The organism is Micromonospora sp. KLBMP9576 (assembly GCF_050941805.1).
GTDB lineage: Bacteria > Actinomycetota > Actinomycetes > Mycobacteriales > Micromonosporaceae > Micromonospora.
This window is the reverse complement of the sequence record NZ_CP194567.1, coordinates 1643073-1669211: the sequence shown is the minus strand read 5'-3', so window position 1 is coordinate 1669211 and position 26139 is coordinate 1643073. Positions and strand designations below refer to the sequence as shown.

General features: G+C 73.5%; 14 protein-coding genes and 6 pseudogenes. 4 read left to right on the top strand and 16 right to left on the bottom strand.

Features of this window, described 5'->3' with window-relative positions:
* Window positions 1-13: 13 nt before the first annotated feature.
* The 11 genes and pseudogenes from ACQ452_RS07515 to pcaF form a co-directional block, all read right to left on the bottom strand.
* Window positions 14-1000 carry an ATP-binding cassette domain-containing protein gene (locus tag ACQ452_RS07515; RefSeq protein ID WP_433391438.1) on the bottom strand — a complete coding sequence of 329 codons (987 nt, stop codon included), beginning with the start codon at window positions 998-1000 and terminating at the stop codon, window positions 14-16.
* Window positions 925-3702 (bottom strand): ABC transporter ATP-binding protein, encoded by a 2778-nt coding sequence (locus tag ACQ452_RS07510; RefSeq protein ID WP_433391435.1) that lies wholly within the window; start codon window positions 3700-3702, stop codon window positions 925-927. The genes ACQ452_RS07515 and ACQ452_RS07510 overlap by 76 nt, the downstream gene beginning before the upstream one ends.
* Window positions 3703-3801: 99 nt before the next feature.
* A complete protein-coding gene (locus tag ACQ452_RS07505) occupies window positions 3802-4641 on the bottom strand; it encodes a GNAT family N-acetyltransferase (protein WP_433391418.1) in 840 nt (279 codons plus the stop codon).
* A gap of 113 nt (window positions 4642-4754) precedes the next feature.
* Entirely contained in the window at window positions 4755-5930 is a 1176-nt protein-coding gene (ispG, locus tag ACQ452_RS07500; RefSeq protein WP_433391415.1) for a flavodoxin-dependent (E)-4-hydroxy-3-methylbut-2-enyl-diphosphate synthase, read from the bottom strand.
* 9 nt (window positions 5931-5939) lie between these two features.
* Entirely contained in the window at window positions 5940-7190 is a 1251-nt protein-coding gene (locus ACQ452_RS07495; protein ID WP_433391412.1) for a M50 family metallopeptidase, read from the bottom strand.
* On the bottom strand, window positions 7190-8401 hold the full coding sequence (gene dxr / locus ACQ452_RS07490; RefSeq protein WP_433391432.1) for a 1-deoxy-D-xylulose-5-phosphate reductoisomerase: 1212 nt from the start codon (window positions 8399-8401) through the stop codon (window positions 7190-7192). The genes ACQ452_RS07495 and dxr (ACQ452_RS07490) overlap by 1 nt, the downstream gene beginning before the upstream one ends.
* A gap of 42 nt (window positions 8402-8443) precedes the next feature.
* Window positions 8444-9142, bottom strand: coding sequence for a Uma2 family endonuclease (locus ACQ452_RS07485; RefSeq protein WP_433391429.1), 699 nt, complete (start codon window positions 9140-9142; stop codon window positions 8444-8446).
* 168 nt (window positions 9143-9310) lie between these two features.
* Window positions 9311-10455 (bottom strand): annotated as a pseudogene (locus ACQ452_RS07480) (IS701 family transposase).
* A 287-nt stretch (window positions 10456-10742) separates the two neighbouring features.
* Window positions 10743-10940: pseudogene (locus ACQ452_RS07475) on the bottom strand (hypothetical protein); the annotation flags it as partial.
* 4 nt (window positions 10941-10944) lie between these two features.
* Window positions 10945-11691: pseudogene (locus ACQ452_RS07470) on the bottom strand (SAM-dependent methyltransferase).
* 270 nt (window positions 11692-11961) lie between these two features.
* Window positions 11962-13160 (bottom strand): annotated as a pseudogene (gene pcaF, locus ACQ452_RS07465) (3-oxoadipyl-CoA thiolase).
* Window positions 13161-13264: 104 nt separating this feature from the next.
* On the opposite strand from pcaF, the gene ACQ452_RS07460 reads away from it, so the two are divergent.
* The 4 genes from ACQ452_RS07460 to ACQ452_RS07445 all read left to right on the top strand — a co-directional run bounded on the left by ACQ452_RS07460 (window position 13265) and on the right by ACQ452_RS07445 (window position 17586).
* Entirely contained in the window at window positions 13265-14230 is a 966-nt protein-coding gene (locus tag ACQ452_RS07460; RefSeq protein ID WP_433391426.1) for a glutathione S-transferase family protein, read from the top strand.
* Entirely contained in the window at window positions 14223-14864 is a 642-nt protein-coding gene (locus ACQ452_RS07455) for a DUF998 domain-containing protein (RefSeq protein WP_433391423.1), read from the top strand. The genes ACQ452_RS07460 and ACQ452_RS07455 overlap by 8 nt, the downstream gene beginning before the upstream one ends.
* A 260-nt stretch (window positions 14865-15124) precedes the next feature.
* Window positions 15125-16435 (top strand): dicarboxylate/amino acid:cation symporter, encoded by a 1311-nt coding sequence (locus ACQ452_RS07450; RefSeq protein ID WP_433394023.1) that lies wholly within the window; start codon window positions 15125-15127, stop codon window positions 16433-16435.
* Between the two features lie 83 nt (window positions 16436-16518).
* Complete coding sequence (locus ACQ452_RS07445) at window positions 16519-17586, top strand: NADH:flavin oxidoreductase/NADH oxidase (RefSeq protein WP_433391421.1); 1068 nt, start codon at window positions 16519-16521, stop codon at window positions 17584-17586.
* A 57-nt stretch (window positions 17587-17643) separates the two neighbouring features.
* On the opposite strand, the pseudogene ACQ452_RS07440 reads toward ACQ452_RS07445, so the two are convergent.
* The 5 genes and pseudogenes from ACQ452_RS07440 to dxr (ACQ452_RS07420) all read right to left on the bottom strand — a co-directional run bounded on the left by ACQ452_RS07440 (window position 17644) and on the right by dxr (ACQ452_RS07420) (window position 26033).
* Window positions 17644-21332, bottom strand: a pseudogene (locus tag ACQ452_RS07440) (ATP-binding cassette domain-containing protein).
* A 99-nt stretch (window positions 21333-21431) separates the two neighbouring features.
* Complete coding sequence (locus ACQ452_RS07435; RefSeq protein ID WP_433391418.1) at window positions 21432-22271, bottom strand: GNAT family N-acetyltransferase; 840 nt, start codon at window positions 22269-22271, stop codon at window positions 21432-21434.
* Between the two features lie 113 nt (window positions 22272-22384).
* Entirely contained in the window at window positions 22385-23560 is a 1176-nt protein-coding gene (ispG, locus tag ACQ452_RS07430) for a flavodoxin-dependent (E)-4-hydroxy-3-methylbut-2-enyl-diphosphate synthase (RefSeq protein ID WP_433391415.1), read from the bottom strand.
* Window positions 23561-23569: 9 nt separating this feature from the next.
* The gene (locus ACQ452_RS07425) at window positions 23570-24820 is read right to left on the bottom strand and encodes a M50 family metallopeptidase (RefSeq protein WP_433391412.1); all 1251 of its coding nucleotides are present in this window, start codon (window positions 24818-24820) and stop codon (window positions 23570-23572) included.
* Window positions 24820-26033, bottom strand: a pseudogene (gene dxr, locus ACQ452_RS07420) (1-deoxy-D-xylulose-5-phosphate reductoisomerase). Before dxr (ACQ452_RS07420) ends, ACQ452_RS07425 begins: the two are co-directional and overlap by 1 nt.
* Window positions 26034-26139: the final 106 nt, after the last annotated feature.

The following is a 26139-nucleotide window of genomic DNA, read 5'->3' as shown; positions in this document are numbered from 1 at the left end:
GCGAGGGTGTGGGTCAGCCGGCCAGGTGGGACCAGTCGGGTTCCAGGTCGACCCAGGGCCCCTGGGCGGCGACCGTGCCCGACAGCAGGACCACGACGTGGTCGGCCCGGACCAGGGCCGCCCGCTTCGAGGTGGAGCCCACCACGGTCACCCCGTGCTCGCGCAGGGCCTGCCACAACGCCAGCTCGGTGGTCACGTCGAGCGCCGAGGAGACGTCGTCGGCCACCAGCAGCTCGGTACGCGGGGCGAGCGCCCGGGCCAGCGCGAGGCGCTGCAACTGCCCGCCCGAGAGCCGGGTGCCCTTGTGTCCGATCAGGAGCCCGAGGCCGCCCCCGGCCGCCGCCAGGTCGTGGTCGAGCTGGGCCGTGGACACCGCCGAGGCGGCGTCCACCTGGTGGCCGAGGGTGATGTTCTCCGCCACCGTGCCGGAGAGCACCCGGGGTAGCTGGCCGACGTAGCCCACCTGGTGCGGGCGCAGGAACAGCTCCGGCTCGGTGACGGGGTCGCCGTTCCAGGTGAGCCGGCCGGTGTGCGGCGCGATGCCGGCCAGCGCCCGCAGCAGCGACGACTTGCCCGCGCCGACCGGGCCGACGACCAGCACGAGCTGCCCCCGGGTCACCGTCAGGTCGACGTCACGCACGGCCACGGTGCCGTCGGTGTGCCGGACGCCGAAGCCGGTCAGCTCCAGCCGGCGCAGCGGGTGCCGGGGCGGTACGACGGGCGCCGGGGCGACTCCCGCGCCGAGGTCCACCTCCGGCACCCCCGCCGAATACGCCGCCACCCCGGTCATCGCCACCGTCCGCGCCGTCCACACCCGCGCCGACGGGATCTGCGAGATCAGCGACGCCGTCGTCCAGGAGAACCAGCGGGCGGCGGACAGGGTCGCGACCGCGACCAGGGTGGCGCCCGCCGAGAGCTGCCCGGTCAGGAACAGCGCCCACGCGCCGATCGGCAACAGGCCACTGACCAGCGACGGCGTCGAGCGGGACCAGACCTGCACGGCGATCTCCCGGCGTTGCCGGTCGCTGCGGACCACGTCGAGGTCGGCCAGGTGGCGTAGCACCGGGCGGGTGGCCCCGGCGAGTTTGACCGTACGGGCGGCCGACAGCGCGGAGACCAGCGCGGTGGCGAACGCGGCCGGGCCGCGACGGTGGCCCGCGCGGACCGTTCCAGTTTGGGGCCGAACAGCGTCGCCGCCAGCCCGGAGACCACCATCGTGCCCGCGAAGAAGAACCCCGGTACCAGGCTGCCGGTGACGACTGTCATCGCGACCAGCAGCAGCACCGAGATCGCCTGGTCCATCAGGTTGTCGGCGAGCTGCACCACCCGCTCGGTGTCGCCGCCCTGGGCCACCACCTCGGCCGGCGTGTGCCGGCTGACGCGACGCGGCCCGGTCTGGCCGTGCACCAGGCGCAGGCTGATCCGCAGCATCTGCCGGACCCACCACTGTGGGAACCGCAGGTTGGTGAAGTACGGCAGCGGCAGGGTCACCAGCAGGCCGGCGATGATCCCCAGCGCCGGTTTCCACGGGCTGCCGGCGCCGTCGACCAGGTCGGCCCAGAGCCAGGGCAGCACCGGTCCCTCCAGCCAGATCAGCACGAGCACCAGGAACAGCAGCAGCGAGGTCAGCCCGTAGCGCGCGTCGTTGACGCACAGCCGCAGGATCTCCCGCAGGCCGCGCAGTCCGCGCGGCCCGTCCCCGGTCGTCGGTTCCGGTTCCCGGGTCTCTGCGGGCCGAGCAGCGCCGGCCCGGCCGTCGACCGTCCGCCCGCCGCCGGCCCGGTCGCCGCCGGCCCGGTCGCCGCCGGTCTGGTCGCCGCCCGCCCGGTCGCCGCCGGTCTGGTCGCCGCCGGTCTGGTCGCCGGCCGTCCGCCGCCGGCCCGGTTCGTCCGGCGGGCCGGGCGGCGACGGGACCGGCGGGTCGGCCTCCCCCGGCCCGGTGGGCCACCGGTCGGACGGCCCGGTCAGCAGCTCCACCCCGCCGGAGCGGCCGGCCGACGCCGCACCGCCCGCCGGCGCCGCGAGGGCGTACGCGGCGGCGTGGCTGGTGGCGAGCAGCTCGGCGAAGCGGTGCGAGGAGCGCAGCGGCCCGGCCTCCAGCACCGCGCCGTCGGCCATCACCACCACCTCGTCGCAGCGGTGCACGGAGGAGAGGCGGTGCGCGATGACGATGCCGATCCGGTCGCGCAGCAGCCGCTCCGTGGCCCGCTGCACCCGCGCCTCGGTGACCGGGTCGAGGCGGGCGGTGGCCTCGTCGAGGATCACCACGTGCGGTTGCCGGACCAGGATCCGGGCGAAGGCGACGAGCTGCTCCTGGCCGGCCGAGAGCACGTGCCCGCCCTCGCCGAGGCGGGTGTCCAGGCCGTGGGGCAGCTCGGTGATCCAACCGTCCAGCCCCAGCTCGCTCAGCGCCCGAACGGCGGCGTCGAGCAGGTCCGGGTCGAACAGCGCGACGTTCTCGGCGAGGGTGCCGGCGAGGATCTCGGTGCGCTGGGGCACCACGGCGATCCACCGGCGCAGCGCCTCGACGTCGAGGTCGCACAGGTCGTCGCCGGCCAGGAAGACCGTCCCGGGCGGCACGTCGACGGCCCGGGTCAGCACCTTGGCCAGCGTCGACTTGCCGGAGCCGGTGCGGCCGACGAGGGCGTACGAGCGGCCCCGCACGAAGGTGAGGTCGACGTCGCGCAGCGCGGGTCCGCGCCCGTCGTCGGCGCCCGCGTAGCGGAAGGTGAGGCCCCGCAGGGCCAGGTCCCCGTCGGTCGGCGCGGCCCCGCCCACGGGCTCCTGCGGGGAGTCCGCCAGCAACTGCACCCGGCCCCACGCGCCGAGGGCGTACTGGAGTTCGGGGACCATCCGGCTGATGTGCTCGACGGTCATCCCGAAGCCGATGGCGAGCAGCCAGACCGCGGTGAGCCGGGCACCGTCGACCCGGCCGGTGGTCAGCGCCCACGCGCCGCCGAGCACCACGGCCGCGATCCCCACCCGGATGGTGCTCGCGGCCACCGTGATGACCTCGGCGGACATCCGCCACACCCGGCGACCCCGGGTCAGCACCTCGGCGGCCCGGCGGGCGTAGAGGCGCAGCACGTACGGGCGGGCCAGGCTGGTGCGGACGTCGTCCTGGCCGTGGATGGATTCCTCCATCACCGCCGCGAGGTCGGACCAGGCCTCCTCCTCGGCCATCCGGGCCGGCCCGATCCGGGCGGCCGGCCCGCGCAGGCCGATCACCAGCAGCACGGTGAGCAGCAGCATCCCGACGCCCGCCGGCCACCACACCGCGAGGGCGACGACCGTCGACAGCACGCCGGCGGCCAACCCCTGCGCGATCCGTACGCCCTGCCCCCGCACCGCGGCGGCGACCTGGTAGACGTCGCCGTCGATGCGGTCGAGCAGCTCGCCGACCGGCGTGGTCTCCAGGCTCGGCAGGTCCTGGCCGAGCGCGACCCGACACAGCCGACGGCGCACGTCGGCGGACCAGTCGGCGGTCAGCCCCGCCATCAGCAGGCTCACCACGAGTTCGGTGATGACGGCGGCGACCAGCGCCACGACGAGCAGTGCGAAGAACCCGACGGCGCGGTGCACCAGCACCGGGCCGGCCAGCGCGGCGGCGGCGGCCTGACCGACCCCGCCGAGCACGACCAGGCAGGTCACGACCGCCATTCGGCGGGGCGAGGTCGCCCACAGGTCCCGGAGCAGACGCATGAGGAGTCCCTTCGCGAAGACCTGGGCGGAGCATCCAGCCTGCGCGGTCCGGCGGGCCGACTCAACGTATTTATCGGACGCGTCGGACAGCCGCAGGGATCAGAACAGCACGGTGGCGAGGGTGCCGACGGGACGGAAGCCGCAGCGCTCGTAGACCCGGCGGGCCGGCAGGTTGAAGTCGTTGACGTAGAGGCTGACCGTCGGGGCGACCCGCAGCAGGGCGTCGCGCACCACCGCCGCCATCGCCGCCGACGCCAGGCCACGGCCCCGCCAGTCGGGGGCCACCCAGACGCCCTGCACCTGGGCGGTCCGGCGGGTCACCACCGCCAGTTCGGCCTTGAACACCACCCGACCGTCGACGAACCGGGCGTACGCGCGGCCGGCCCGGACCAGGTCGGTGACGCGGCGTCGGTAGCCGCGCCCGCCGTCGTCGGCGAGCGGCGAGACGCCCACCTCCTCCGCGTACATCGCCACCGCCGCCGGGAAGAGCCGGTCGATCTCGTGGGCGCGCACCAACCGCACGTCCGGGTCCGCCCGCAGCGCCGGCAGCGCGTCGGTGGCCAGCAGCGGCTGGTTGGGGCGTACGTCGCGGGCCGGTCCCCAGACGTCGCAGAGCCGGTCCCAGAGGCCGAGCACCGCGTCGGCGCGGCCCACGATCGACGAGCAGAGGCGTTCCTCGCCGGCGAGGAGGTCGGCGTAGGCGGCGACGGCCGGCCCGGTGGCCAGCACGGGGGTGAGGTTGCCGCCCAGCCAGCAGATCGACTCCAGGTTGCGGCGGCCGCCGTAGCCCAGCACCCGGCCCTCGGACCGCCACCAGGCCAGGCCCCGCGCGGTGATCCGCTCGGCGACCTGCGCCCCCGCGAACGGGTCGAGGTCGAGCAGCCGCTCGACCGCGCGGCGCTCCGACTCCCCGAGTTGCCGTACCGGCACCGTCAGCACGGCTACCAGCCTGCCAGATCCGCCCCCCGTCGCGCGGGTCGAGTGGCGAGTCAGGACGCGACCGGCCCCGAGGCCGGGTGGCGCTCGGGGCCGGTCGACGACGGCGCGACGGATCAGTGCACGGTGACGGTGGCGCCGCCCGGCACCAGGCCGCGCAGTTCCTCGGGCAGCTCGGCGCCCATCTCGTCGGCGATGCGCAACGCCTCCTCGATCAGCGTCTCCACGATCTGCGCCTCGGGCACTGTCTTGACGACCTTGCCCTTGACGAAGATCTGGCCCTTGCCGTTGCCGGAGGCCACCCCGAGGTCGGCCTCGCGGGCCTCGCCGGGGCCGTTCACGACACAGCCCATGACGGCGACCCGCAGCGGCACCGGCAGCCCCTCCAGGCCGGCGGTGACCTCCTCGGCGAGCTTGTAGACGTCGACCTGGGCCCGTCCGCAGGACGGGCAGGAGACGATCTCCAGGCCCCGCTCGCGCAGGCCGAGCGACTCCAGGATCTGGTTGCCGACCTTGATCTCCTCGACCGGCGGGGCCGACAGGGAGACCCGGATCGTGTCGCCGATCCCCTCGGCCAGCAGCGCGCCGAAGGCGACCGCCGACTTGATGGTGCCCTGGAAGGCCGGGCCGGCCTCCGTGACGCCCAGGTGCAGCGGGTAGTCGCACTTCTCGGCGAGCTGGCGGTAGGCCCGGATCATCACCACCGGGTCGTTGTGCTTGACCGAGATCTTGATGTCGCGGAAGCCGTGCTCCTCGAACAGCGAGCACTCCCACAGCGCCGACTCGACCAGCGCCTCGGCGGTGGCCTTGCCGTACTTGGCGAGCAGCCGCTTGTCGAGTGAGCCGGCGTTGACGCCGATCCGGATCGGCACGCCCGCGTCGCCGGCCGCCCTGGCGATCTCCTTGACCTTGTCGTCGAACTGGCGGATGTTGCCGGGGTTGACCCGCACGGCCGCGCAGCCGGCGTCGATCGCGGCGAAGACGTACTTCGGCTGGAAGTGGATGTCGGCGATGACCGGGAGCTGCGACTTCCTGGCGATGGCCGGCAGCGCCTCCACGTCGTCCTGGCTGGGCACGGCGACCCGGACGATCTGACAGCCGGACGCGGTCAGCTCGGCGATCTGCTGGAGGGTGGCGTTGACGTCGGAGGTGAGGGTGGTGGTCATCGACTGCACCGACACCGGCGCGCCCCCACCGACCGGCACCGAGCCGACCATGATCTGGCGGCTGATCCGGCGCGGGGCGAGCGGCGGGGGCGGCACGGCGGGGATACCGAGACTGACAGCTGTCACTTCAGGCACTCACCTTGAGAAGAGCGTGATGGGGTTGACGACGTCCGCGGTGATGGTCAGCAGCGTGAACACGCCACCGACGAGGATCACCGCGTACGTGAGGGGCATGAGCTTGAGGTAGTCCACGCGCCCGGGGTCGGCGCGGCCGATGCGGGCGTACAGCCAGGAGCGGGCGCGCTCGAACCAGGCGATGGCGATGTGCCCGCCGTCCAGGGGCAGCAGCGGCAGCAGGTTGAACACGCCGATGAAGAAGTTCAGCGAGACGAAGAGCATGAAGAAGAGCAGCCAGGCGTTGTTCTCCACCGCCTCGCCGCCGAGCCGGCTGGCGCCGACCACGCTGATCGGGGTGTCGATGTCCCGCTCTTCACCGGTGATCGCCGCCCAGAGGGCCGGGACCTTCTCCGGGATGCGCTTCATCGCCTCGTAGGTGTTGACCGCCATGTCGCCGGTGAAGTCGGCGGTCGCGCCGAACGCGCCGACCGGCCCGTACGTGACCCGGGTCGGGGTGCTGGGCACGAGGCCGACGCCGAGCGCGGCGACCGCGGCGACCTGACCCTTCGGGTCGTCCAGCGGGGGCCGCTGGGTCTGCGCGAGCACGGTGCTGGTCGTGGCCGGCTGGCCGTCGCGCTCGTACGCGATCTGCGCCGTCTCGCCCGGCTTGAGGCCGCGCAGGGTGGTGAGGAGCTGGCCGTAGTCGTTGATCGGCGTGCCGTTGATCGCGGTGATCCGGTCGCCGTCGCGAAGCTGCGCCTGGGCGGCGGGGCTGGCGGGGTCGGCGGCGGTGCACTCGCGCAGGGTGTTCTCCGGCACCACGCACTTCGACAGCGTGATGACCGCCGGCTCCTTGCGGATCTCGGCCTCGGTGCTCGGGAACTCCGGGTTGGGCAGGCCGGCGCTGACCGCGATGATCCAGAGGGCGACCACGGCGAGGGCGAAGTGGGTGATGGAACCGGCGGACATCACGATCGTCCGCTTCCACACCGGGTACCGCCACATCGCGCGCGGCTCGTCGGCCGGGTCGACGTCGTCGTCCTGGGCGGTCATCCCGACGATCTTGCAGAAGCCGCCGAGCGGGATGCCCTTGACGCCGTACTCCGTCTCGCCCCGCTTGACGGACCAGAGGGTGGGACCGAATCCGACGAAGTATTTGGTGACCTTCATGCCGAACGCCTTGGCGGTGAGCATGTGGCCCGCCTCGTGCAGGCTCACCGAGATGAGGATCGCGAGGGCGAAGAGCACCACCCCGAGCAGGTACGCCATCAACTTCCTTCCACCGACGCCTCGATGATCTCCTGCGCATGCGCGCGCGCCCACGACTCCGCCGCGAGTACGTCCTCGACCGTACCCGGTTCGTCGAAGTCGGGGGCGTCCTCCAACACCCGCTGGAGGGTGTCGACGATGCCGAGGAACGGCAACCGGCCGGCCACGAACGCGGCCACGCACTCCTCGTTCGCCGCGTTGTAGATCGCCGGCCGGCAGCGCCCGGCCTCCCCGGCGGCCTTGGCCAGCGCCACGGCCGGGAACGCCTCGTCGTCCAGCGGCGCGAACTCCCAGGTGTGGGCCGCCGTCCAGTCGACGGCGGCAGCGGCGCCGGGCACCCGGTCGGGCCAGCCGAGGCCCAGCGCGATCGGCAGCCGCATGTCGGGCGGGCTGGCCTGGGCGAGCGTCGAGCCGTCGGTGAACTCGACCATCGAGTGGATCACCGACTGCGGGTGCACCATCACGGCGATGTCGGCGTACGGCACCTCGAACAGCTCGTGCGCCTCGATCACCTCCAGCGCCTTGTTGACCATCGTGGCGGAGTTGATCGTGACGACCGGCCCCATGTTCCAGGTGGGGTGGGCGAGCGCCTGCTCGGGTGTAACCTGCGTCAGTTCGTCGCGCCGCCTGCCCCGGAACGGGCCGCCGCTGGCGGTGACGACCAGCCGCCGCACCTCGCCGCGGGTGCCGCCGCGCAGGCACTGCGCCAACGCCGAGTGCTCCGAGTCGACAGGCACGATCTGCTCCGGCCGCGTCACGGCGGCCCTGACGAGCGAGCCGCCGGCCACGAGGGACTCCTTGTTGGCCAGCGCGAGCGTACGCCCGGCGCGCAGCGCGGCCAGGGTCGGCGCGAGCCCGAGCGAGCCGACGACGGCGTTGAGCACCACGTCGCAGGGCCACTGCGCCAGCTCGGTCATGGCGTCCGGACCCGCGAAGATCTTCGGAAGCTTGAAGTCGCCGGTGGCCCAGCCGCGCCGGCTCGCCTCGGCGTAGAAGGCGAGCTGGAGATCCTGCGCGGCGGACGCCTTGGCCACGCCGACCGCGTCGACGCGCAGTTCGAGGGCCTGGGCGGCGAGCAACTCGACGTTGCCGCCCCCCGCGCCGAGCGCGACCACCCGGAAGCGTTCGGGGTTGCGCCGCACGATGTCGATGGCCTGGGTGCCGACCGAACCGGTGGAGCCGAGCAGGACCAGTTCCCGGGGCGAAGTCACGGGGTCATTCTGCCCCGACGTCCTGAACGCCCGCCGGGAGCCTCAGCCCTCGGCGTCGGCCTGCTCCTCCTCGCCCTCCTCGGGCGCCTCCCCACCCTCCTCCGGTGCCTCTTCGCCGAGCAGGTCGGCCGGGTCGATGGAAAACTCGAACGGCTGCCGCATCACGAACCGGGTGCCGGCGGCAGCGGCGGCAACGGGCCGGTACTCCCCCTCGGCAAGCTCGAACAACGCGATGGTGGGTACCCGGTTACGCAGGTCGACGCGGAGGAAGAACGGCACGCCGACGGCGGCGTACTCCCGGGGCCGGTCGATGATGTCCTTGCGCCGGTTGCCCGGCGAGACGATCTCACCGAGCAGCACGGCGTGCCTGATGTCCATCGTCGTCCGTCCCCCACCCGGAACGTCGAGGATGACGATGTCCGGAATGAAGAGGTCGTCGCCCGAGACGACGTTGGCCTCGAGGTAGAGCCACAGTTTGGCGCGGCGGGCCGCCTGCTTGAGCAGGTACGCGAGATCCAACTCCGCGTCCTGGTGGTCGTATCCGGCGTGTGGGGTCACGATCACGCTTCCGCTCAGGACCTCAACCTTGGGGCCGTTGGTTTCCGGCAACAGGTCGAGGGCGAGCTGGGCGTTCCACGGCTCGTCGCGCCATCCGAGCACGTCGAACGACGGCCCGGTGGGCTGCGGCGCGGGCTCGGGTCGCTGCGGCGCCGGCTCGGGCGCGAAAGCTGCCTGGGCCATCCGGGCTCACCCCCTCAGCGGACATTCTGCTCAGCTCAGCCTAGTACTCCAGCCGTACCTGGTGGAGTCGGAGTCTTCGCTGGTAGTGAGCTGTTCTGGCGCGGTATTGGTGTCGGCGTCGCCATCGTGACCATCGATGGATGTGGTCGAAGGGTCGGATGGTGGTGATCAGGTGTGCCAGCAGACGGCGGACCTCGCCGAGGGTGAGGGGAATGAGGCCGTCGTGGTCGGATGCGGCGCCCCCTTTTTGGCCTGGGCGGCGGTGACGGCGAGGTAGGCGTGGGCGCACAGAACGAGAGTTATGTGCCGGTACCAGGCGTCGTACCGCCGCACCTGGTAGTGGTCCAGGCCGACTTCGGTTTTGGCGGTCTGGAAGCACTCCTCGACCGCCCACCGGGTCCCGGCGATGCGGATCAGGTCCTCGTCGAGCGTCTCGGCGGGGCCGAAGCACAGGTAGTAGGCCAGGTCCGTGGGGTCGGTGATGCTGCGGCGGATCAGCAGCCAGTGGCCGTAGTCGTCGTCAACGCCGGGCAGGGAGGCCACGGCCCAGTCGTAGAGCCGTGGCCCTTTGGCGCCGTCGCCGCAGCTGCGGCGCTTCCACGCCAGCCTTGGCGCGGCGGCGGCGAGAACGTCCGGGCGGGAGTTTCCCACCATGGTCGGGACCCGCTGGTTGCGGGGAACGGCCAGGACGTAGCCGATTCGCTGCTGCTTGCTGCAACCACGTCCGGAACTTCGAGTCCTGCCCGTAGGCCTCGTCCGCGGTTACCCATCTCGCTGGCAGGCCGGCGACGATGGCGCGTTCGACCATCCGCAGCCCCAGCGCAGGCTTCGTGGCGAACTCGACGTTCGCGGCGATGCCGGCCTCAGCGCGGCGGGCGGGGTCGTCGCACCAGCCGCGGGGTAGATACAACTCACGGTCGATCAGCGTGCGCCCGGCCGGGCTGGCGTAGGCGAGGAACACCCCGAGCTGGCAATTCTCCGTCCGCCCGGCCGTGCCCGAGTACTGGCGCTGCACCCCCGGCCGACTTGATCCCCTTCTTCAGGAACCCGGTCTCGTCGACGATCAGCACCCCGTCGTCGTGGCCGAGGTGCTCGGTCACGTAGACGAACAGGTCGTCACGAACAGCGTCCGGGTCCCACGCGGACCTGTTGAGCAGCCGTTGCATCCGGTCCGGCGTGGTGTCGCCGGCGGCCTCTGCCAAGGTCCAGCCGTTCTTACTGGCCAGCGGCGACAGCAACCCGACCAGATAGGTCAGCGCCTGCCGGCGCGGCTCCGCCCAAATATAAAAAAAAAAATAATTATAATATAAAATAAAAAAAAAAGGAAAAAAAAAAAAAAAAAATATAATTAATAAAAAAAAAAAAGCCCGAACCGGTGCGCGAACCGCGCCAGCAGATCGTCCAACCCTGCCCGCCAGCCCACGATCTCATCGATCAACACAAGCACGGGAGCCTGCCCGCCCTCCGACGGACCACAACAGACAGACGGTGCGACCACGCCACCCATACGCCGAATAGCATCGACATCCGCAGCTGCACGGCCGGCATGACTCAGACGCCGATCATGCCTATGAGCTGCTGAAACTTCAGATCAGGCAAGTGCGGCTGGAGTAGAGAACGGCTCGGCGAGCAGGGCCCGGGCCAGCCGGACGGTGTGCAGGTGCAGCAGCCGCTCGGTCTCGGCCGCGCTCAGCGGCACGAAACCGAGCCGGCGCACCGCCCGGGCCCACTCGGCCGCGTACCGCTGGGCGCCCGACCGGTTGAGGTCGTCGCCGCCGCGTTCCGGGACGGCGGCCATCGGATCAGGCGGTGGGCTCGTCGTGCCGGGCGACGCCGCCGAAGGCGCCGAACCGCTCCGGGTGCTCGTCCACGTCCGAGGGCGAGTCGGGACGCCACAACGGCATGTGCACCACCCCCGGCTCCAGGATCGTCCAGTCGCCGAAGAAGCTGGTCACCTCAGCCGGGAGCGCAGCGTGATCTCGGTGTCGGTGCGCTTCGACAGGCGCTGCGCGTCGAGCATCTCCTGCGGCTGGTCCTCGAACGTGGAGTGGGAGATGACCAGGTGGCTGCCCGGGGCCGCGGCGGCCCGGAGCGTGGCGAGGACGTCACCGGGCCGAGGCCGGCGGCCTCGGCGAGGATCCGCTCCGGCTCGCGCAGGTCGGCGTGGATCACCCCGGTCAGTTCGTCGCGGGCGAGCAACTACCCGGCTGTGCGCCACCGCCACCGGTCGATGTCGACGTAGACCACCCGGGCCTTCGGGTTGGCCGCCTGGGCGACCTCGTGCACGTTGCCGACGGTGGGGATGCCGGAGCCCGATGTCGAGGAACTGGTCGATGCCGGCGTCGAGCAGCGCCCCGCACGGCGCGACGCAGGAACTCCCGGCCGGCCCGCATGGTCGCCGGCAGGTGGGGGGTCATGGCGGCGATCTGCTCGGCGAGCTGCCGGTCGATCTCGAAGTTGTGCGCCCCGCCGAGGAAGTAGTCGTAACACGCGGGCCGCGCTCGCCGGGAGAGGTCGATCTCGGCGGGAAGTCCGTCCGGCATCTGCACTGCTGCACCCCAAGTCGTCGCCGCGGTGCGGGAGGGAACCGGTGTCGGGGCGCGTGCGGGCACGCGGAGGCACACCGGCCGACCCGCGGATCGTGTGGTGCTCACCACTCTAGGCCGCGTGGTCCCGGCTCCGGGAGGTCCCGCGACCCCACTTCGCCGGCAACCCGGCGCCCGTGCCGACCCAGGCACTGTGCGTGACCGCCGCCTGGCGACGGGACCGGGCGCCTATCCTCGGCGCCCGGTCGGGGCGCCGGGGTGCGTCCGCTTCGGTCAGGCGGCTTCGAGCAGCAGCGAGATGCCCTGCCCGACGCCGACGCACATCGTGGCCAGTGCCCGTCGCCCGCCCCGGCGGCGCAGCTCCAGCGCGGCCGTCAACGCCAGCCGGGCGCCGCTGGCGCCGAGCGGGTGCCCGAGCGCGATCGCCCCGCCGTTCGGGTTGACGTGCTCGGCGTCGGCCGGCAGGCCCAGCTCGCGCAGCACCGCGACGGACTGCGCGGCGAACGCCTCGTTCAGCTCGATCACGTCGAGCGCGGCGAGGCCGAGGCCGAGGCGGTCGAGCAGCTTGCGGGTGGCCGGCACCGGCCCGACCCCCATCACCCGCGGTGGCACGCCGGCCGAGGCGGCCCCGGCGACCCGGGCCAGCGGGGTGAGGCCGTAGCGGGCCACGGCCGCCTCGGAGGCGACCAGCAGCGCCACCGCGCCGTCGTTGACGCCCGAGGAGTTGCCGGCGGTCACCGTGCCGCCCGCACGGAACGGGGTGGGCAGCGCGGCGAGCTTCTCCAGCGAGGTCTCCCGGGGGTTCGTCGACCTCGACGAGCTTCGTCTCCCGCCGGCCCGCCGGCACGGTCACGCCCACGATCTCCTCGGCGAACCGGCCGTCGGCCTGCGCCCGCGCGGCCCGCCGCTGCGATCGGTACGCGAACTCGTCCTGCTCGCGCGGCCGACGCCGTACTCGGCGGCGACGTTCTCCGCCGTCTCCGGCATGGAGTCGATGCCCCACTGCTTCTTCATCGCCGGGTTGACCAGTCGCCAGCCGATGGTGGTGTCGTGGACCTCGGCGGTGCGGGCGAACGGGGTGGTCGCCTTCGGCAGCACGAACGGTGCGCGGCTCATGCTCTCCACCCCGCCGGCCACCACGAGGTCGGCCTCGCCGGCCACGATGGAGCGGGCGGCGATGGCGAGGGCGTCCAGGCCGGAGCCGCAGAGCCGTTGACCGTGCTGCCGGGCACCTGCTCGGGCAGCCCGCCGAGCAGTGCCGCCATCCGGGCCACGTTGCGGTTGTCCTCGCCGGCCTGGTTGGCGCAGCCCAGGACGACATCGTCCACCCGGGCCCAGTCCACGGACGGGTGTCGGGCGGCCAGTTCCCGGATCACGTGCGCGGCCAGGTCGTCGGGGCGGACGCCGGCGAGGGCGCCGGCGTACCGGCCGATCGGGGTGCGGACACCGGCCACCAGGTATGCCACGGTCATCGGTGCGGTCCTTCGGGGTGGGAAGGGGCGGGAGGCGGACGCCCCCGGACCCGGCGACGCCCGCCGCCAGAGTATCCGCGGAGCGCGGCGGATAGGTTGGTGGCATGGCCCGGGCCCAGTTCAGCGCAGAGACCAGTGGTGGCGGCGAGTTCGTCCGCCAGCCCAACCGGTTCACCGGCCGGGTCACGCCGGACTCCGACTCGCCGCCCGGCGGCGGGCCGGACGCGCAGGACCGGTGGCCGCTGGAGCCGGGCCGCTACCGGCTGATCTGGTGCCGGGCCTGCCCGTGGGCACACCGGGCCCGGATCGTGCGCGACCTGCTCGGCCTGCAGGACGTGATCTCCCTCGGCACGGTCGACCCGGTCCGCGACGAGCGGGGCTGGCGGTTCAGCCTCGACCCGGACGGCTTCGACCCGGTGCTCGGCGTCGGTTTCCTCTCCGAGGCCTACCTCGCCACCGATCCCGACTACACCGGGCGGGTCACCGTGCCGGCGCTCGTCGACACGCGCACCGGCCGGGTGGTCACGAACGACTATCCGCAGCTCACCCTGGATCTGTCCACCCAGTGGCGCAGCCTGCACGGGCCCGGGGCGCCCGACCTCTACCCCGAGGCGCTGCGGCCGGAGCTGGACGCCCTGATGGCGGAGATCCACCGGGACGTCAACAACGGGGTCTACCGGTGCGGCTTCGCCACCTCCCAGGCCGCGTACGACGAGGCGTTCACGGCGCTGTTCGCCCGCCTCGACGCGCTGTCGCAGCGGCTGGCGGGCCGGCGCTACCTGATGGGCGACGCGATCACCGAGGCCGACGTGCGGCTCTTCACCACCCTGGTCCGCTTCGACGTGGCCTATCACGGGCACTTCAAGTGCAACCGGCACAAGCTCACCGAGTTGCCAGTGCTCTGGGCGTACGCGCGGGACCTGTTCCAGACCCCGGGCTTCGGCGAGACGGTCGACTTCGACCACATCAAGCGGCACTACTACGGCACGCACGCGGCGATCAACCCGACGGGGATCGTCCCGCTGGGCCCCGACACCTCCGGCTGGACCACGCCGCACGGGCGTGCCTGAGCCGCACCGGCCCGACCCGGGCAGTGCCGGTCGGGCCGCCGCCGCGCGCCGGGCCGCCGCGTGGGCCTGCCTCGCCTGCCTCGTCGCGGGCGCGGTCGCGGTGACCGTCGCCGTGGTGGCCGGTCCCGGTCCGGGTCCGACCGGGTACGTCAGTGAGGCGGGCGTCACCGACAGCCCGTACGCCCCGGCGTACCGCGGCGGGGTCCTCGCCCTGGCGGCCGGGGTGCTGCTGCTCGCCGGGGCGCTGCCCCCGGCGCTGCGGGCCGCGACCGCGCTGCTCGCGGCCGGGAGCGTCTTCGCGCTGGTCTCGGGGGTGGTGACGTGCAGCGCGGGCTGCCCGCTGCCGCCGTTCGAGCGGGCCACCACGGCGGACCTGGTGCACGGCGGGGCGAGCATCCTCGCGGTGGCCGCGGTGGTGTTCGCGATGCTGGCCACCGCGCTCGCCCGGGCGGCCCGGCCGGCGCTGCGCCGGCTGGCCTGGGTGGCCCTCGCGGTGGCCCTGCCGCTGGCGGGCGCGACCGCCGTGGCCCTGGTCACCGTCGGGCGGGGCAGCCTGCTCGCGGTCCTGGAGCGGTTGCTGCTGCTGGTCGCGCTCCTCTGGGGCGCGGCCACCGCCACCGCCCTGCGCCGGTAGGCGGGGGCACCTTTCGGCCCCCTCGTGCCGGGAGGGTTTATTCCGGCGCCCCGGGTAAGGAGCGTCACGGCGGCGGGTCCTTCCGCCGCATCGACGCTCGCGGCTAACCTCGGCGGGCGATGACCAACGTCTGGCACCTGACCGTACGCCTGTATGTCGACCTCCGACTGCAGGCCAGCGGCGTCTGTCCGGCGCAGCCGCTCTCCTGACGCTGCCCCGTTCCGACCTCCAGACCCTGGGACCCCCTGATGGCTTCCGCCCTGCGCAAGATCCCCTTCTCCGTGCAGATCCTGCTCGGTCTCGTCCTCGGCGTGGCGCTCGGCTTCCTCGCCCGCGCCAACGACCTGAGCTGGCTCACCAGCACCCTCGACACCGTCGGCGGCCTCTTCGTCCAACTGCTCAAGCTGGCCGTGCCGCCGCTGGTCTTCACCGCCATCGTGGTCAGCGTGGTCAGCCTGCGGGGTGTGACCAACGCCGCCCGGCTGGCCGTGAAGACCCTGCTCTGGTTCGGCGCCACCGCGCTGATCGCGGTGGGTGTCGGCATCGGGCTCGGCCTGCTGACCAACCCGGGCCGCGGCGTCGACCTCGACACCGCCGGCGCCACGGCACCCACGAAGACCGGCTCGTGGACCGACTTCCTCGCCGGCATCGTGCCGACCAACCCGGTCGGCGCGTTCGTCGACGGCAACGTGCTCCAGATCGTCTTCCTGGCCCTCGTCGTCGGCGCGGCGGCGCTGCTGGTCGGGGAGGCCGCCGAGCCGTTCGTGGCGATCAACCGCGCGCTGCTGGCGATCGTGCAGAAGGCGCTGTGGTGGGTCATCCGGCTCGCCCCCATCGGCACCCTCGGCCTGATCGGTCACGCCGTCGCCTCGTACGGCTGGGACCTGCTGGCCCCGCTCGCGACGTTCACCACCGCCGTCTACGTCGGCTGCGCGATCGTGCTGTTCGGGGTCTACCCGCTGCTGCTGGTGACCGCCGGCCGGCTCAACCCGCTGCGCTTCTTCGCGGGCGCCTGGCCGGCGATCGAGCTGGCCTTCGTCTCCCGTTCCTCGGTGGGCACGATGCCGGTGACCCAGCGCTCGGTCGAGCGCCTCGGCGTCCCCCGCGAGTACGCCTCGTTCGCGGTGCCGTTCGGCGCCACCACGAAGATGGACGGCTGCGCCGCGGTCTACCCGGCGCTGGCGGCGATCTTCGTGGCCCAGGTCTTCGGGGTGGACCTGGGGGTCACCGACTACCTGCTGATCGCCTTCGTCTCGGTGGTCGGTTCGGCCGCCACCGCCGGCCTGACCGGCGCGATCGTGATGCTCACCCTGACGCTGAGCACGCTGGGCCTGCCGCTGGCCGGCGCCGGCCTGCTGCTGGCGATCGACCCGATCATCGACATGATCCGCACCGCCACGAACGTCGCCGGTCAGGCGCTGGTGCCGACGATCGTCGCCGCCCGCGAGGGCACCCTGGACCGGGCCGCGTACGACTCGGCCGGCCGGCGCTCGCTGCTCGACCCGGCGGACGCCGACGCCGACGCCGGCCCACCGCGCCGGTCCGAGGACCTCAGCCCCGTACCGGCCTGACCCGTGCGCGGCGGGACCCGGTTGCGGGTCCCGCCGCGATCCGCCGAACCGGAAGATTCCCCGTCGCTGAATAGGATGACCGCATGAGTGCCCTGTTCACCCCGCTGACCCTGCGCAGGGTGACCCTGCCCAACCGGATCGCGCTGGCGCCGATGTGCCAGTACACCGCCGGCCCGGACGGCCTGCCCACCGACTGGCACCTGGTGCACCTGGGCGCCCGCGCGGTCGGCGGCACCGGCCTGGTGCTGACCGAGGCCACCGCCGTGCTGCCCGAGGGGCGGATCAGCCCGCAGGACACCGGGCTGTGGTCCGCCGCGCACGTGGACGCCTGGCGGCCGGTGACCGCGTTCGTCGCCGCGCACGGCGCGGTGCCGGCCGTGCAGCTCGCGCACGCCGGGTTCAAGGCGTCGACGTACCGGCCGTGGGCGCCCCGACGGGGCGGGGTGCCCGACGCGGAGGGCGGCTGGACACCGGTCGGCCCGGGGTCCGCCCCGTTCGTGCCCGACTACCGGGTGCCGGCCGCGCTGGACGAGGCGGGCATCGCCGGCGTCGTCGAGGCGTTCGCGGTTGCGGCCGGCCGGGCGGTCGACGCGGGATTCGCGGCGGTGGAGATCCACGCCGCGCACGGCTACCTGCTGCACGAGTTCCTCTCCCCGCTGACGAACCACCGCGACGACGGCTGGGGCGGCGACCGGGCCGGCCGGATGCGGCTCACCCTGGCGGTGGCGCGGGCGGTCCGGGCGACCGTCGGCGAGGACGTGCCCGTGCTGGCCCGGATCTCCGCCACCGACTGGGAGCCGGCGGGCTGGACGGTCGAGGACAGCGTGGTGCTCGCCGGCGAGCTGGCCGCCGCCGGGGTGGACCTGGTCGACTGCTCCTCGGGCGGGGCGTCCGCCACCGCGAAGATCCCCGTCGGCCCGGGCTACCAGGTGCCGCTGGCCGCCCGGGTGCGCCGGGAGGCGGGGGTGCCCAGCGGCGCGGTCGGGCTGATCGTCGAACCGGAGCAGGCCGAGGCGATCGTCGCGGCCGGCGACGCCGACCTGGTCCTGCTCGGGCGCGAGCTGCTGCGGGACCCGTACTGGCCGCACCGGGCCGCCGCCAAGCTCGGCGCCGTCCCCACCTGGCCGGCCCAGTACGCCCGCGCCACCTGACCCACCCGCCGTGGTCGGTGGCCGCCGACCCGTCGCCCCGGGGGGCGAGGGTGTGGGTCAGCCGGCCAGGTGGGACCAGTCGGGTTCCAGGTCGACCCAGGGCCCCTGGGCGGCGACCGTGCCCGACAGCAGGACCACGACGTGGTCGGCCCGGACCAGGGCCGCCCGCTTCGAGGTGGAGCCCACCACGGTCACCCCGTGCTCGCGCAGGGCCTGCCACAACGCCAGCTCGGTGGTCACGTCGAGCGCCGAGGAGACGTCGTCGGCCACCAGCAGCTCGGTACGCGGGGCGAGCGCCCGGGCCAGCGCGAGGCGCTGCAACTGCCCGCCCGAGAGCCGGGTGCCCTTGTGTCCGATCAGGAGCCCGAGGCCGCCCCCGGCCGCCGCCAGGTCGTGGTCGAGCTGGGCCGTGGACACCGCCGAGGCGGCGTCCACCTGGTGGCCGAGGGTGATGTTCTCCGCCACCGTGCCGGAGAGCACCCGGGGTAGCTGGCCGACGTAGCCCACCTGGTGCGGGCGCAGGAACAGCTCCGGCTCGGTGACGGGGTCGCCGTTCCAGGTGAGCCGGCCGGTGTGCGGCGCGATGCCGGCCAGCGCCCGCAGCAGCGACGACTTGCCCGCGCCGACCGGGCCGACGACCAGCACGAGCTGCCCCCGGGTCACCGTCAGGTCGACGTCACGCACGGCCACGGTGCCGTCGGTGTGCCGGACGCCGAAGCCGGTCAGCTCCAGCCGGCGCAGCGGGTGCCGGGGCGGTACGACGGGCGCCGGGGCGACTCCCGCGCCGAGGTCCACCTCCGGCACCCCCGCCGAATACGCCGCCACCCCGGTCATCGCCACCGTCCGCGCCGTCCACACCCGCGCCGACGGGATCTGCGAGATCAGCGACGCCGTCGTCCAGGAGAACCAGCGGGCGGCGGACAGGGTCGCGACCGCGACCAGGGTGGCGCCCGCCGAGAGCTGCCCGGTCAGGAACAGCGCCCACGCGCCGATCGGCAACAGGCCACTGACCAGCGACGGCGTCGAGCGGGACCAGACCTGCACGGCGATCTCCCGGCGTTGCCGGTCGCTGCGGACCACGTCGAGGTCGGCCAGGTGGCGTAGCACCGGGCGGGTGGCCCCGGCGAGTTTGACCGTACGGGCGGCCGACAGCGCGGAGACCAGCGCGGTGGCGAACGCGGCCCGGGCCGCGACGGTGGCCCGCGCGGACCGTTCCAGTTTGGGGCCGAACAGCGTCGCCGCCAGCCCGGAGACCACCATCGTGCCCGCGAAGAAGAACCCCGGTACCAGGCTGCCGGTGACGACTGTCATCGCGACCAGCAGCAGCACCGAGATCGCCTGGTCCATCAGGTTGTCGGCGAGCTGCACCACCCGCTCGGTGTCGCCGCCCTGGGCCACCACCTCGGCCGGCGTGTGCCGGCTGACGCGACGCGGCCCGGTCTGGCCGTGCACCAGGCGCAGGCTGATCCGCAGCATCTGCCGGACCCACCACTGTGGGAACCGCAGGTTGGTGAAGTACGGCAGCGGCAGGGTCACCAGCAGGCCGGCGATGATCCCCAGCGCCGGTTTCCACGGGCTGCCGGCGCCGTCGACCAGGTCGGCCCAGAGCCAGGGCAGCACCGGTCCCTCCAGCCAGATCAGCACGAGCACCAGGAACACAGCAGCGAGGTCAGCCCGTAGCGCGCGTCGTTGACGCACAGCCGCAGGATCTCCCGCAGGCCGCGCAGTCCGCGCGGCCCGTCCCCGGTCGTCGGTTCCGGTTCCCGGGTCTCTGCGGGCCGAGCAGCGCCGGCCCGGCCGTCGACCGTCCGCCCGCCGCCGGCCCGGTCGCCGCCGGCCCGGTCGCCGCCGGTCTGGTCGCCGCCCGCCCGGTCGCCGCCGGTCTGGTCGCCGCCGGTCTGGTCGCCGGCCGTCCGCCGCCGGCCCGGTTCGTCCGGCGGGCCGGGCGGCGACGGGACCGGCGGGTCGGCCTCCCCCGGCCCGGTGGGCCACCGGTCGGACGGCCCGGTCAGCAGCTCCACCCCGCCGGAGCGGCCGGCCGACGCCGCACCGCCCGCCGGCGCCGCGAGGGCGTACGCGGCGGCGTGGCTGGTGGCGAGCAGCTCGGCGAAGCGGTGCGAGGAGCGCAGCGGCCCGGCCTCCAGCACCGCGCCGTCGGCCATCACCACCACCTCGTCGCAGCGGTGCACGGAGGAGAGGCGGTGCGCGATGACGATGCCGATCCGGTCGCGCAGCAGCCGCTCCGTGGCCCGCTGCACCCGCGCCTCGGTGACCGGGTCGAGGCGGGCGGTGGCCTCGTCGAGGATCACCACGTGCGGTTGCCGGACCAGGATCCGGGCGAAGGCGACGAGCTGCTCCTGGCCGGCCGAGAGCACGTGCCCGCCCTCGCCGAGGCGGGTGTCCAGGCCGTGGGGCAGCTCGGTGATCCAACCGTCCAGCCCCAGCTCGCTCAGCGCCCGAACGGCGGCGTCGAGCAGGTCCGGGTCGAACAGCGCGACGTTCTCGGCGAGGGTGCCGGCGAGGATCTCGGTGCGCTGGGGCACCACGGCGATCCACCGGCGCAGCGCCTCGACGTCGAGGTCGCACAGGTCGTCGCCGGCCAGGAAGACCGTCCCGGGCGGCACGTCGACGGCCCGGGTCAGCACCTTGGCCAGCGTCGACTTGCCGGAGCCGGTGCGGCCGACGAGGGCGTACGAGCGGCCCCGCACGAAGGTGAGGTCGACGTCGCGCAGCGCGGGTCCGCGCCCGTCGTCGGCGCCCGCGTAGCGGAAGGTGAGGCCCCGCAGGGCCAGGTCCCCGTCGGTCGGCGCGGCCCCGCCCACGGGCTCCTGCGGGGAGTCCGCCAGCAACTGCACCCGGCCCCACGCGCCGAGGGCGTACTGGAGTTCGGGGACCATCCGGCTGATGTGCTCGACGGTCATCCCGAAGCCGATGGCGAGCAGCCAGACCGCGGTGAGCCGGGCACCGTCGACCCGGCCGGTGGTCAGCGCCCACGCGCCGCCGAGCACCACGGCCGCGATCCCCACCCGGATGGTGCTCGCGGCCACCGTGATGACCTCGGCGGACATCCGCCACACCCGGCGACCCCGGGTCAGCACCTCGGCGGCCCGGCGGGCGTAGAGGCGCAGCACGTACGGGCGGGCCAGGCTGGTGCGGACGTCGTCCTGGCCGTGGATGGATTCCTCCATCACCGCCGCGAGGTCGGACCAGGCCTCCTCCTCGGCCATCCGGGCCGGCCCGATCCGGGCGGCCGGCCCGCGCAGGCCGATCACCAGCAGCACGGTGAGCAGCAGCATCCCGACGCCCGCCGGCCACCACACCGCGAGGGCGACGACCGTCGACAGCACGCCGGCGGCCAACCCCTGCGCGATCCGTACGCCCTGCCCCCGCACCGCGGCGGCGACCTGGTAGACGTCGCCGTCGATGCGGTCGAGCAGCTCGCCGACCGGCGTGGTCTCCAGGCTCGGCAGGTCCTGGCCGAGCGCGACCCGACACAGCCGACGGCGCACGTCGGCGGACCAGTCGGCGGTCAGCCCCGCCATCAGCAGGCTCACCACGAGTTCGGTGATGACGGCGGCGACCAGCGCCACGACGAGCAGTGCGAAGAACCCGACGGCGCGGTGCACCAGCACCGGGCCGGCCAGCGCGGCGGCGGCGGCCTGACCGACCCCGCCGAGCACGACCAGGCAGGTCACGACCGCCATTCGGCGGGGCGAGGTCGCCCACAGGTCCCGGAGCAGACGCATGAGGAGTCCCTTCGCGAAGACCTGGGCGGAGCATCCAGCCTGCGCGGTCCGGCGGGCCGACTCAACGTATTTATCGGACGCGTCGGACAGCCGCAGGGATCAGAACAGCACGGTGGCGAGGGTGCCGACGGGACGGAAGCCGCAGCGCTCGTAGACCCGGCGGGCCGGCAGGTTGAAGTCGTTGACGTAGAGGCTGACCGTCGGGGCGACCCGCAGCAGGGCGTCGCGCACCACCGCCGCCATCGCCGCCGACGCCAGGCCACGGCCCCGCCAGTCGGGGGCCACCCAGACGCCCTGCACCTGGGCGGTCCGGCGGGTCACCACCGCCAGTTCGGCCTTGAACACCACCCGACCGTCGACGAACCGGGCGTACGCGCGGCCGGCCCGGACCAGGTCGGTGACGCGGCGTCGGTAGCCGCGCCCGCCGTCGTCGGCGAGCGGCGAGACGCCCACCTCCTCCGCGTACATCGCCACCGCCGCCGGGAAGAGCCGGTCGATCTCGTGGGCGCGCACCAACCGCACGTCCGGGTCCGCCCGCAGCGCCGGCAGCGCGTCGGTGGCCAGCAGCGGCTGGTTGGGGCGTACGTCGCGGGCCGGTCCCCAGACGTCGCAGAGCCGGTCCCAGAGGCCGAGCACCGCGTCGGCGCGGCCCACGATCGACGAGCAGAGGCGTTCCTCGCCGGCGAGGAGGTCGGCGTAGGCGGCGACGGCCGGCCCGGTGGCCAGCACGGGGGTGAGGTTGCCGCCCAGCCAGCAGATCGACTCCAGGTTGCGGCGGCCGCCGTAGCCCAGCACCCGGCCCTCGGACCGCCACCAGGCCAGGCCCCGCGCGGTGATCCGCTCGGCGACCTGCGCCCCCGCGAACGGGTCGAGGTCGAGCAGCCGCTCGACCGCGCGGCGCTCCGACTCCCCGAGTTGCCGTACCGGCACCGTCAGCACGGCTACCAGCCTGCCAGATCCGCCCCCCGTCGCGCGGGTCGAGTGGCGAGTCAGGACGCGACCGGCCCCGAGGCCGGGTGGCGCTCGGGGCCGGTCGACGACGGCGCGACGGATCAGTGCACGGTGACGGTGGCGCCGCCCGGCACCAGGCCGCGCAGTTCCTCGGGCAGCTCGGCGCCCATCTCGTCGGCGATGCGCAACGCCTCCTCGATCAGCGTCTCCACGATCTGCGCCTCGGGCACTGTCTTGACGACCTTGCCCTTGACGAAGATCTGGCCCTTGCCGTTGCCGGAGGCCACCCCGAGGTCGGCCTCGCGGGCCTCGCCGGGGCCGTTCACGACACAGCCCATGACGGCGACCCGCAGCGGCACCGGCAGCCCCTCCAGGCCGGCGGTGACCTCCTCGGCGAGCTTGTAGACGTCGACCTGGGCCCGTCCGCAGGACGGGCAGGAGACGATCTCCAGGCCCCGCTCGCGCAGGCCGAGCGACTCCAGGATCTGGTTGCCGACCTTGATCTCCTCGACCGGCGGGGCCGACAGGGAGACCCGGATCGTGTCGCCGATCCCCTCGGCCAGCAGCGCGCCGAAGGCGACCGCCGACTTGATGGTGCCCTGGAAGGCCGGGCCGGCCTCCGTGACGCCCAGGTGCAGCGGGTAGTCGCACTTCTCGGCGAGCTGGCGGTAGGCCCGGATCATCACCACCGGGTCGTTGTGCTTGACCGAGATCTTGATGTCGCGGAAGCCGTGCTCCTCGAACAGCGAGCACTCCCACAGCGCCGACTCGACCAGCGCCTCGGCGGTGGCCTTGCCGTACTTGGCGAGCAGCCGCTTGTCGAGTGAGCCGGCGTTGACGCCGATCCGGATCGGCACGCCCGCGTCGCCGGCCGCCCTGGCGATCTCCTTGACCTTGTCGTCGAACTGGCGGATGTTGCCGGGGTTGACCCGCACGGCCGCGCAGCCGGCGTCGATCGCGGCGAAGACGTACTTCGGCTGGAAGTGGATGTCGGCGATGACCGGGAGCTGCGACTTCCTGGCGATGGCCGGCAGCGCCTCCACGTCGTCCTGGCTGGGCACGGCGACCCGGACGATCTGACAGCCGGACGCGGTCAGCTCGGCGATCTGCTGGAGGGTGGCGTTGACGTCGGAGGTGAGGGTGGTGGTCATCGACTGCACCGACACCGGCGCGCCCCCACCGACCGGCACCGAGCCGACCATGATCTGGCGGCTGATCCGGCGCGGGGCGAGCGGCGGGGGCGGCACGGCGGGGATACCGAGACTGACAGCTGTCACTTCAGGCACTCACCTTGAGAAGAGCGTGATGGGGTTGACGACGTCCGCGGTGATGGTCAGCAGCGTGAACACGCCACCGACGAGGATCACCGCGTACGTGAGGGGCATGAGCTTGAGGTAGTCCACGCGCCCGGGGTCGGCGCGGCCGATGCGGGCGTACAGCCAGGAGCGGGCGCGCTCGAACCAGGCGATGGCGATGTGCCCGCCGTCCAGGGGCAGCAGCGGCAGCAGGTTGAACACGCCGATGAAGAAGTTCAGCGAGACGAAGAGCATGAAGAAGAGCAGCCAGGCGTTGTTCTCCACCGCCTCGCCGCCGAGCCGGCTGGCGCCGACCACGCTGATCGGGGTGTCGATGTCCCGCTCTTCACCGGTGATCGCCGCCCAGAGGGCCGGGACCTTCTCCGGGATGCGCTTCATCGCCTCGTAGGTGTTGACCGCCATGTCGCCGGTGAAGTCGGCGGTCGCGCCGAACGCGCCGACCGGCCCGTACGTGACCCGGGTCGGGGTGCTGGGCACGAGGCCGACGCCGAGCGCGGCGACCGCGGCGACCTGACCCTTCGGGTCGTCCAGCGGGGGCCGCTGGGTCTGCGCGAGCACGGTGCTGGTCGTGGCCGGCTGGCCGTCGCGCTCGTACGCGATCTGCGCCGTCTCGCCCGGCTTGAGGCCGCGCAGGGTGGTGAGGAGCTGGCCGTAGTCGTTGATCGGCGTGCCGTTGATCGCGGTGATCCGGTCGCCGTCGCGAAGCTGCGCCTGGGCGGCGGGGCTGGCGGGGTCGGCGGCGGTGCACTCGCGCAGGGTGTTCTCCGGCACCACGCACTTCGACAGCGTGATGACCGCCGGCTCCTTGCGGATCTCGGCCTCGGTGCTCGGGAACTCCGGGTTGGGCAGGCCGGCGCTGACCGCGATGATCCAGAGGGCGACCACGGCGAGGGCGAAGTGGGTGATGGAACCGGCGGACATCACGATCGTCCGCTTCCACACCGGGTACCGCCACATCGCGCGCGGCTCGTCGGCCGGGTCGACGTCGTCGTCCTGGGCGGTCATCCCGACGATCTTGCAGAAGCCGCCGAGCGGGATGCCCTTGACGCCGTACTCCGTCTCGCCCCGCTTGACGGACCAGAGGGTGGGACCGAATCCGACGAAGTATTTGGTGACCTTCATGCCGAACGCCTTGGCGGTGAGCATGTGGCCCGCCTCGTGCAGGCTCACCGAGATGAGGATCGCGAGGGCGAAGAGCACCACCCCGAGCAGGTACGCCATCAACTTCCTTCCACCGACGCCTCGATGATCTCCTGCGCATGCGCGCGCGCCCACGACTCCGCCGCGAGTACGTCCTCGACCGTACCCGGTTCGTCGAAGTCGGGGGCGTCCTCCAACACCCGCTGGAGGGTGTCGACGATGCCGAGGAACGGCAACCGGCCGGCCACGAACGCGGCCACGCACTCCTCGTTCGCCGCGTTGTAGATCGCCGGCCGGCAGCGCCCGGCCTCCCCGGCGGCCTTGGCCAGCGCCACGGCCGGGAACGCCTCGTCGTCCAGCGGCGCGAACTCCCAGGTGTGGGCCGCCGTCCAGTCGACGGCGGCAGCGGCGCCGGGCACCCGGTCGGGCCAGCCGAGGCCCAGCGCGATCGGCAGCCGCATGTCGGGCGGGCTGGCCTGGGCGAGCGTCGAGCCGTCGGTGAACTCGACCATCGAGTGGATCACCGACTGCGGGTGCACCATCACGGCGATGTCGGCGTACGGCACCTCGAACAGCTCGTGCGCCTCGATCACCTCCAGCGCCTTGTTGACCATCGTGGCGGAGTTGATCGTGACGACCGGCCCCATGTTCCAGGTGGGGTGGGCGAGCGCCTGCTCGGGTGTAACCTGCGTCAGTTCGTCGCGCCGCCTGCCCCGGAACGGGCCGCCGCTGGCGGTGACGACCAGCCGCCGCACCTCGCCGCGGGTGCCGCCGCGCAGGCACTGCGCCAACGCCGAGTGCTCCGAGTCGACAGGCACGATCTGCTCCGGCCGCGTCACGGCGGCCCTGACGAGCGAGCCGCCGGCCACGAGGGACTCCTTGTTGGCCAGCGCGAGCGTACGCCCGGCGCGCAGCGCGGCCAGGGTCGGCGCGAGCCCGAGCGAGCCGACGACGGCGTTGAGCACCACGTCGCAGGGCCACTGCGCCAGCTCGGTCATGGCGTCCGGACCCCCGCGAAGATCTTCGGAAGCTTGAAGTCGCCGGTGGCCCAGCCGCGCCGGCTCGCCTCGGCGTAGAAGGCGAGCTGGAGATCCTGCGCGGCGGACGCCTTGGCCACGCCGACCGCGTCGACGCGCAGTTCGAGGGCCTGGGCGGCGAGCAACTCGACGTTGCCGCCCCCCGCGCCGAGCGCGACCACCCGGAAGCGTTCGGGGTTGCGCCGCACGATGTCGATGGCCTGGGTGCCGACCGAACCGGTGGAGCCGAGCAGGACCAGTTCCCGGGGCGAAGTCACGGGGTCATTCTGCCCCGACGTCCTGAACGCCCGCCGGGAGCCTCAGCCCTCGGCGTCGGCCTGCTCCTCCTCGCCCTCCTCGGGCGCCTCCCCACCCTCCTCCGGT

Coding starts and splice junctions, on each gene's coding strand:
- ACQ452_RS07510 (WP_433391435.1), bottom strand. CDS start 3,702: ATGCGTCTGCTCCGGGACCTGTGGGCGACCTCGCCCCGCCGAATGGCG.
- ACQ452_RS07460 (WP_433391426.1), top strand. CDS start 13,265: ATGGCCCGGGCCCAGTTCAGCGCAGAGACCAGTGGTGGCGGCGAGTTC.
- ACQ452_RS07425 (WP_433391412.1), bottom strand. CDS start 24,820: ATGGCGTACCTGCTCGGGGTGGTGCTCTTCGCCCTCGCGATCCTCATC.
- ACQ452_RS07445 (WP_433391421.1), top strand. CDS start 16,519: ATGAGTGCCCTGTTCACCCCGCTGACCCTGCGCAGGGTGACCCTGCCC.
- ACQ452_RS07485 (WP_433391429.1), bottom strand. CDS start 9,142: ATGGCCCAGGCAGCTTTCGCGCCCGAGCCGGCGCCGCAGCGACCCGAG.
- ACQ452_RS07495 (WP_433391412.1), bottom strand. CDS start 7,190: ATGGCGTACCTGCTCGGGGTGGTGCTCTTCGCCCTCGCGATCCTCATC.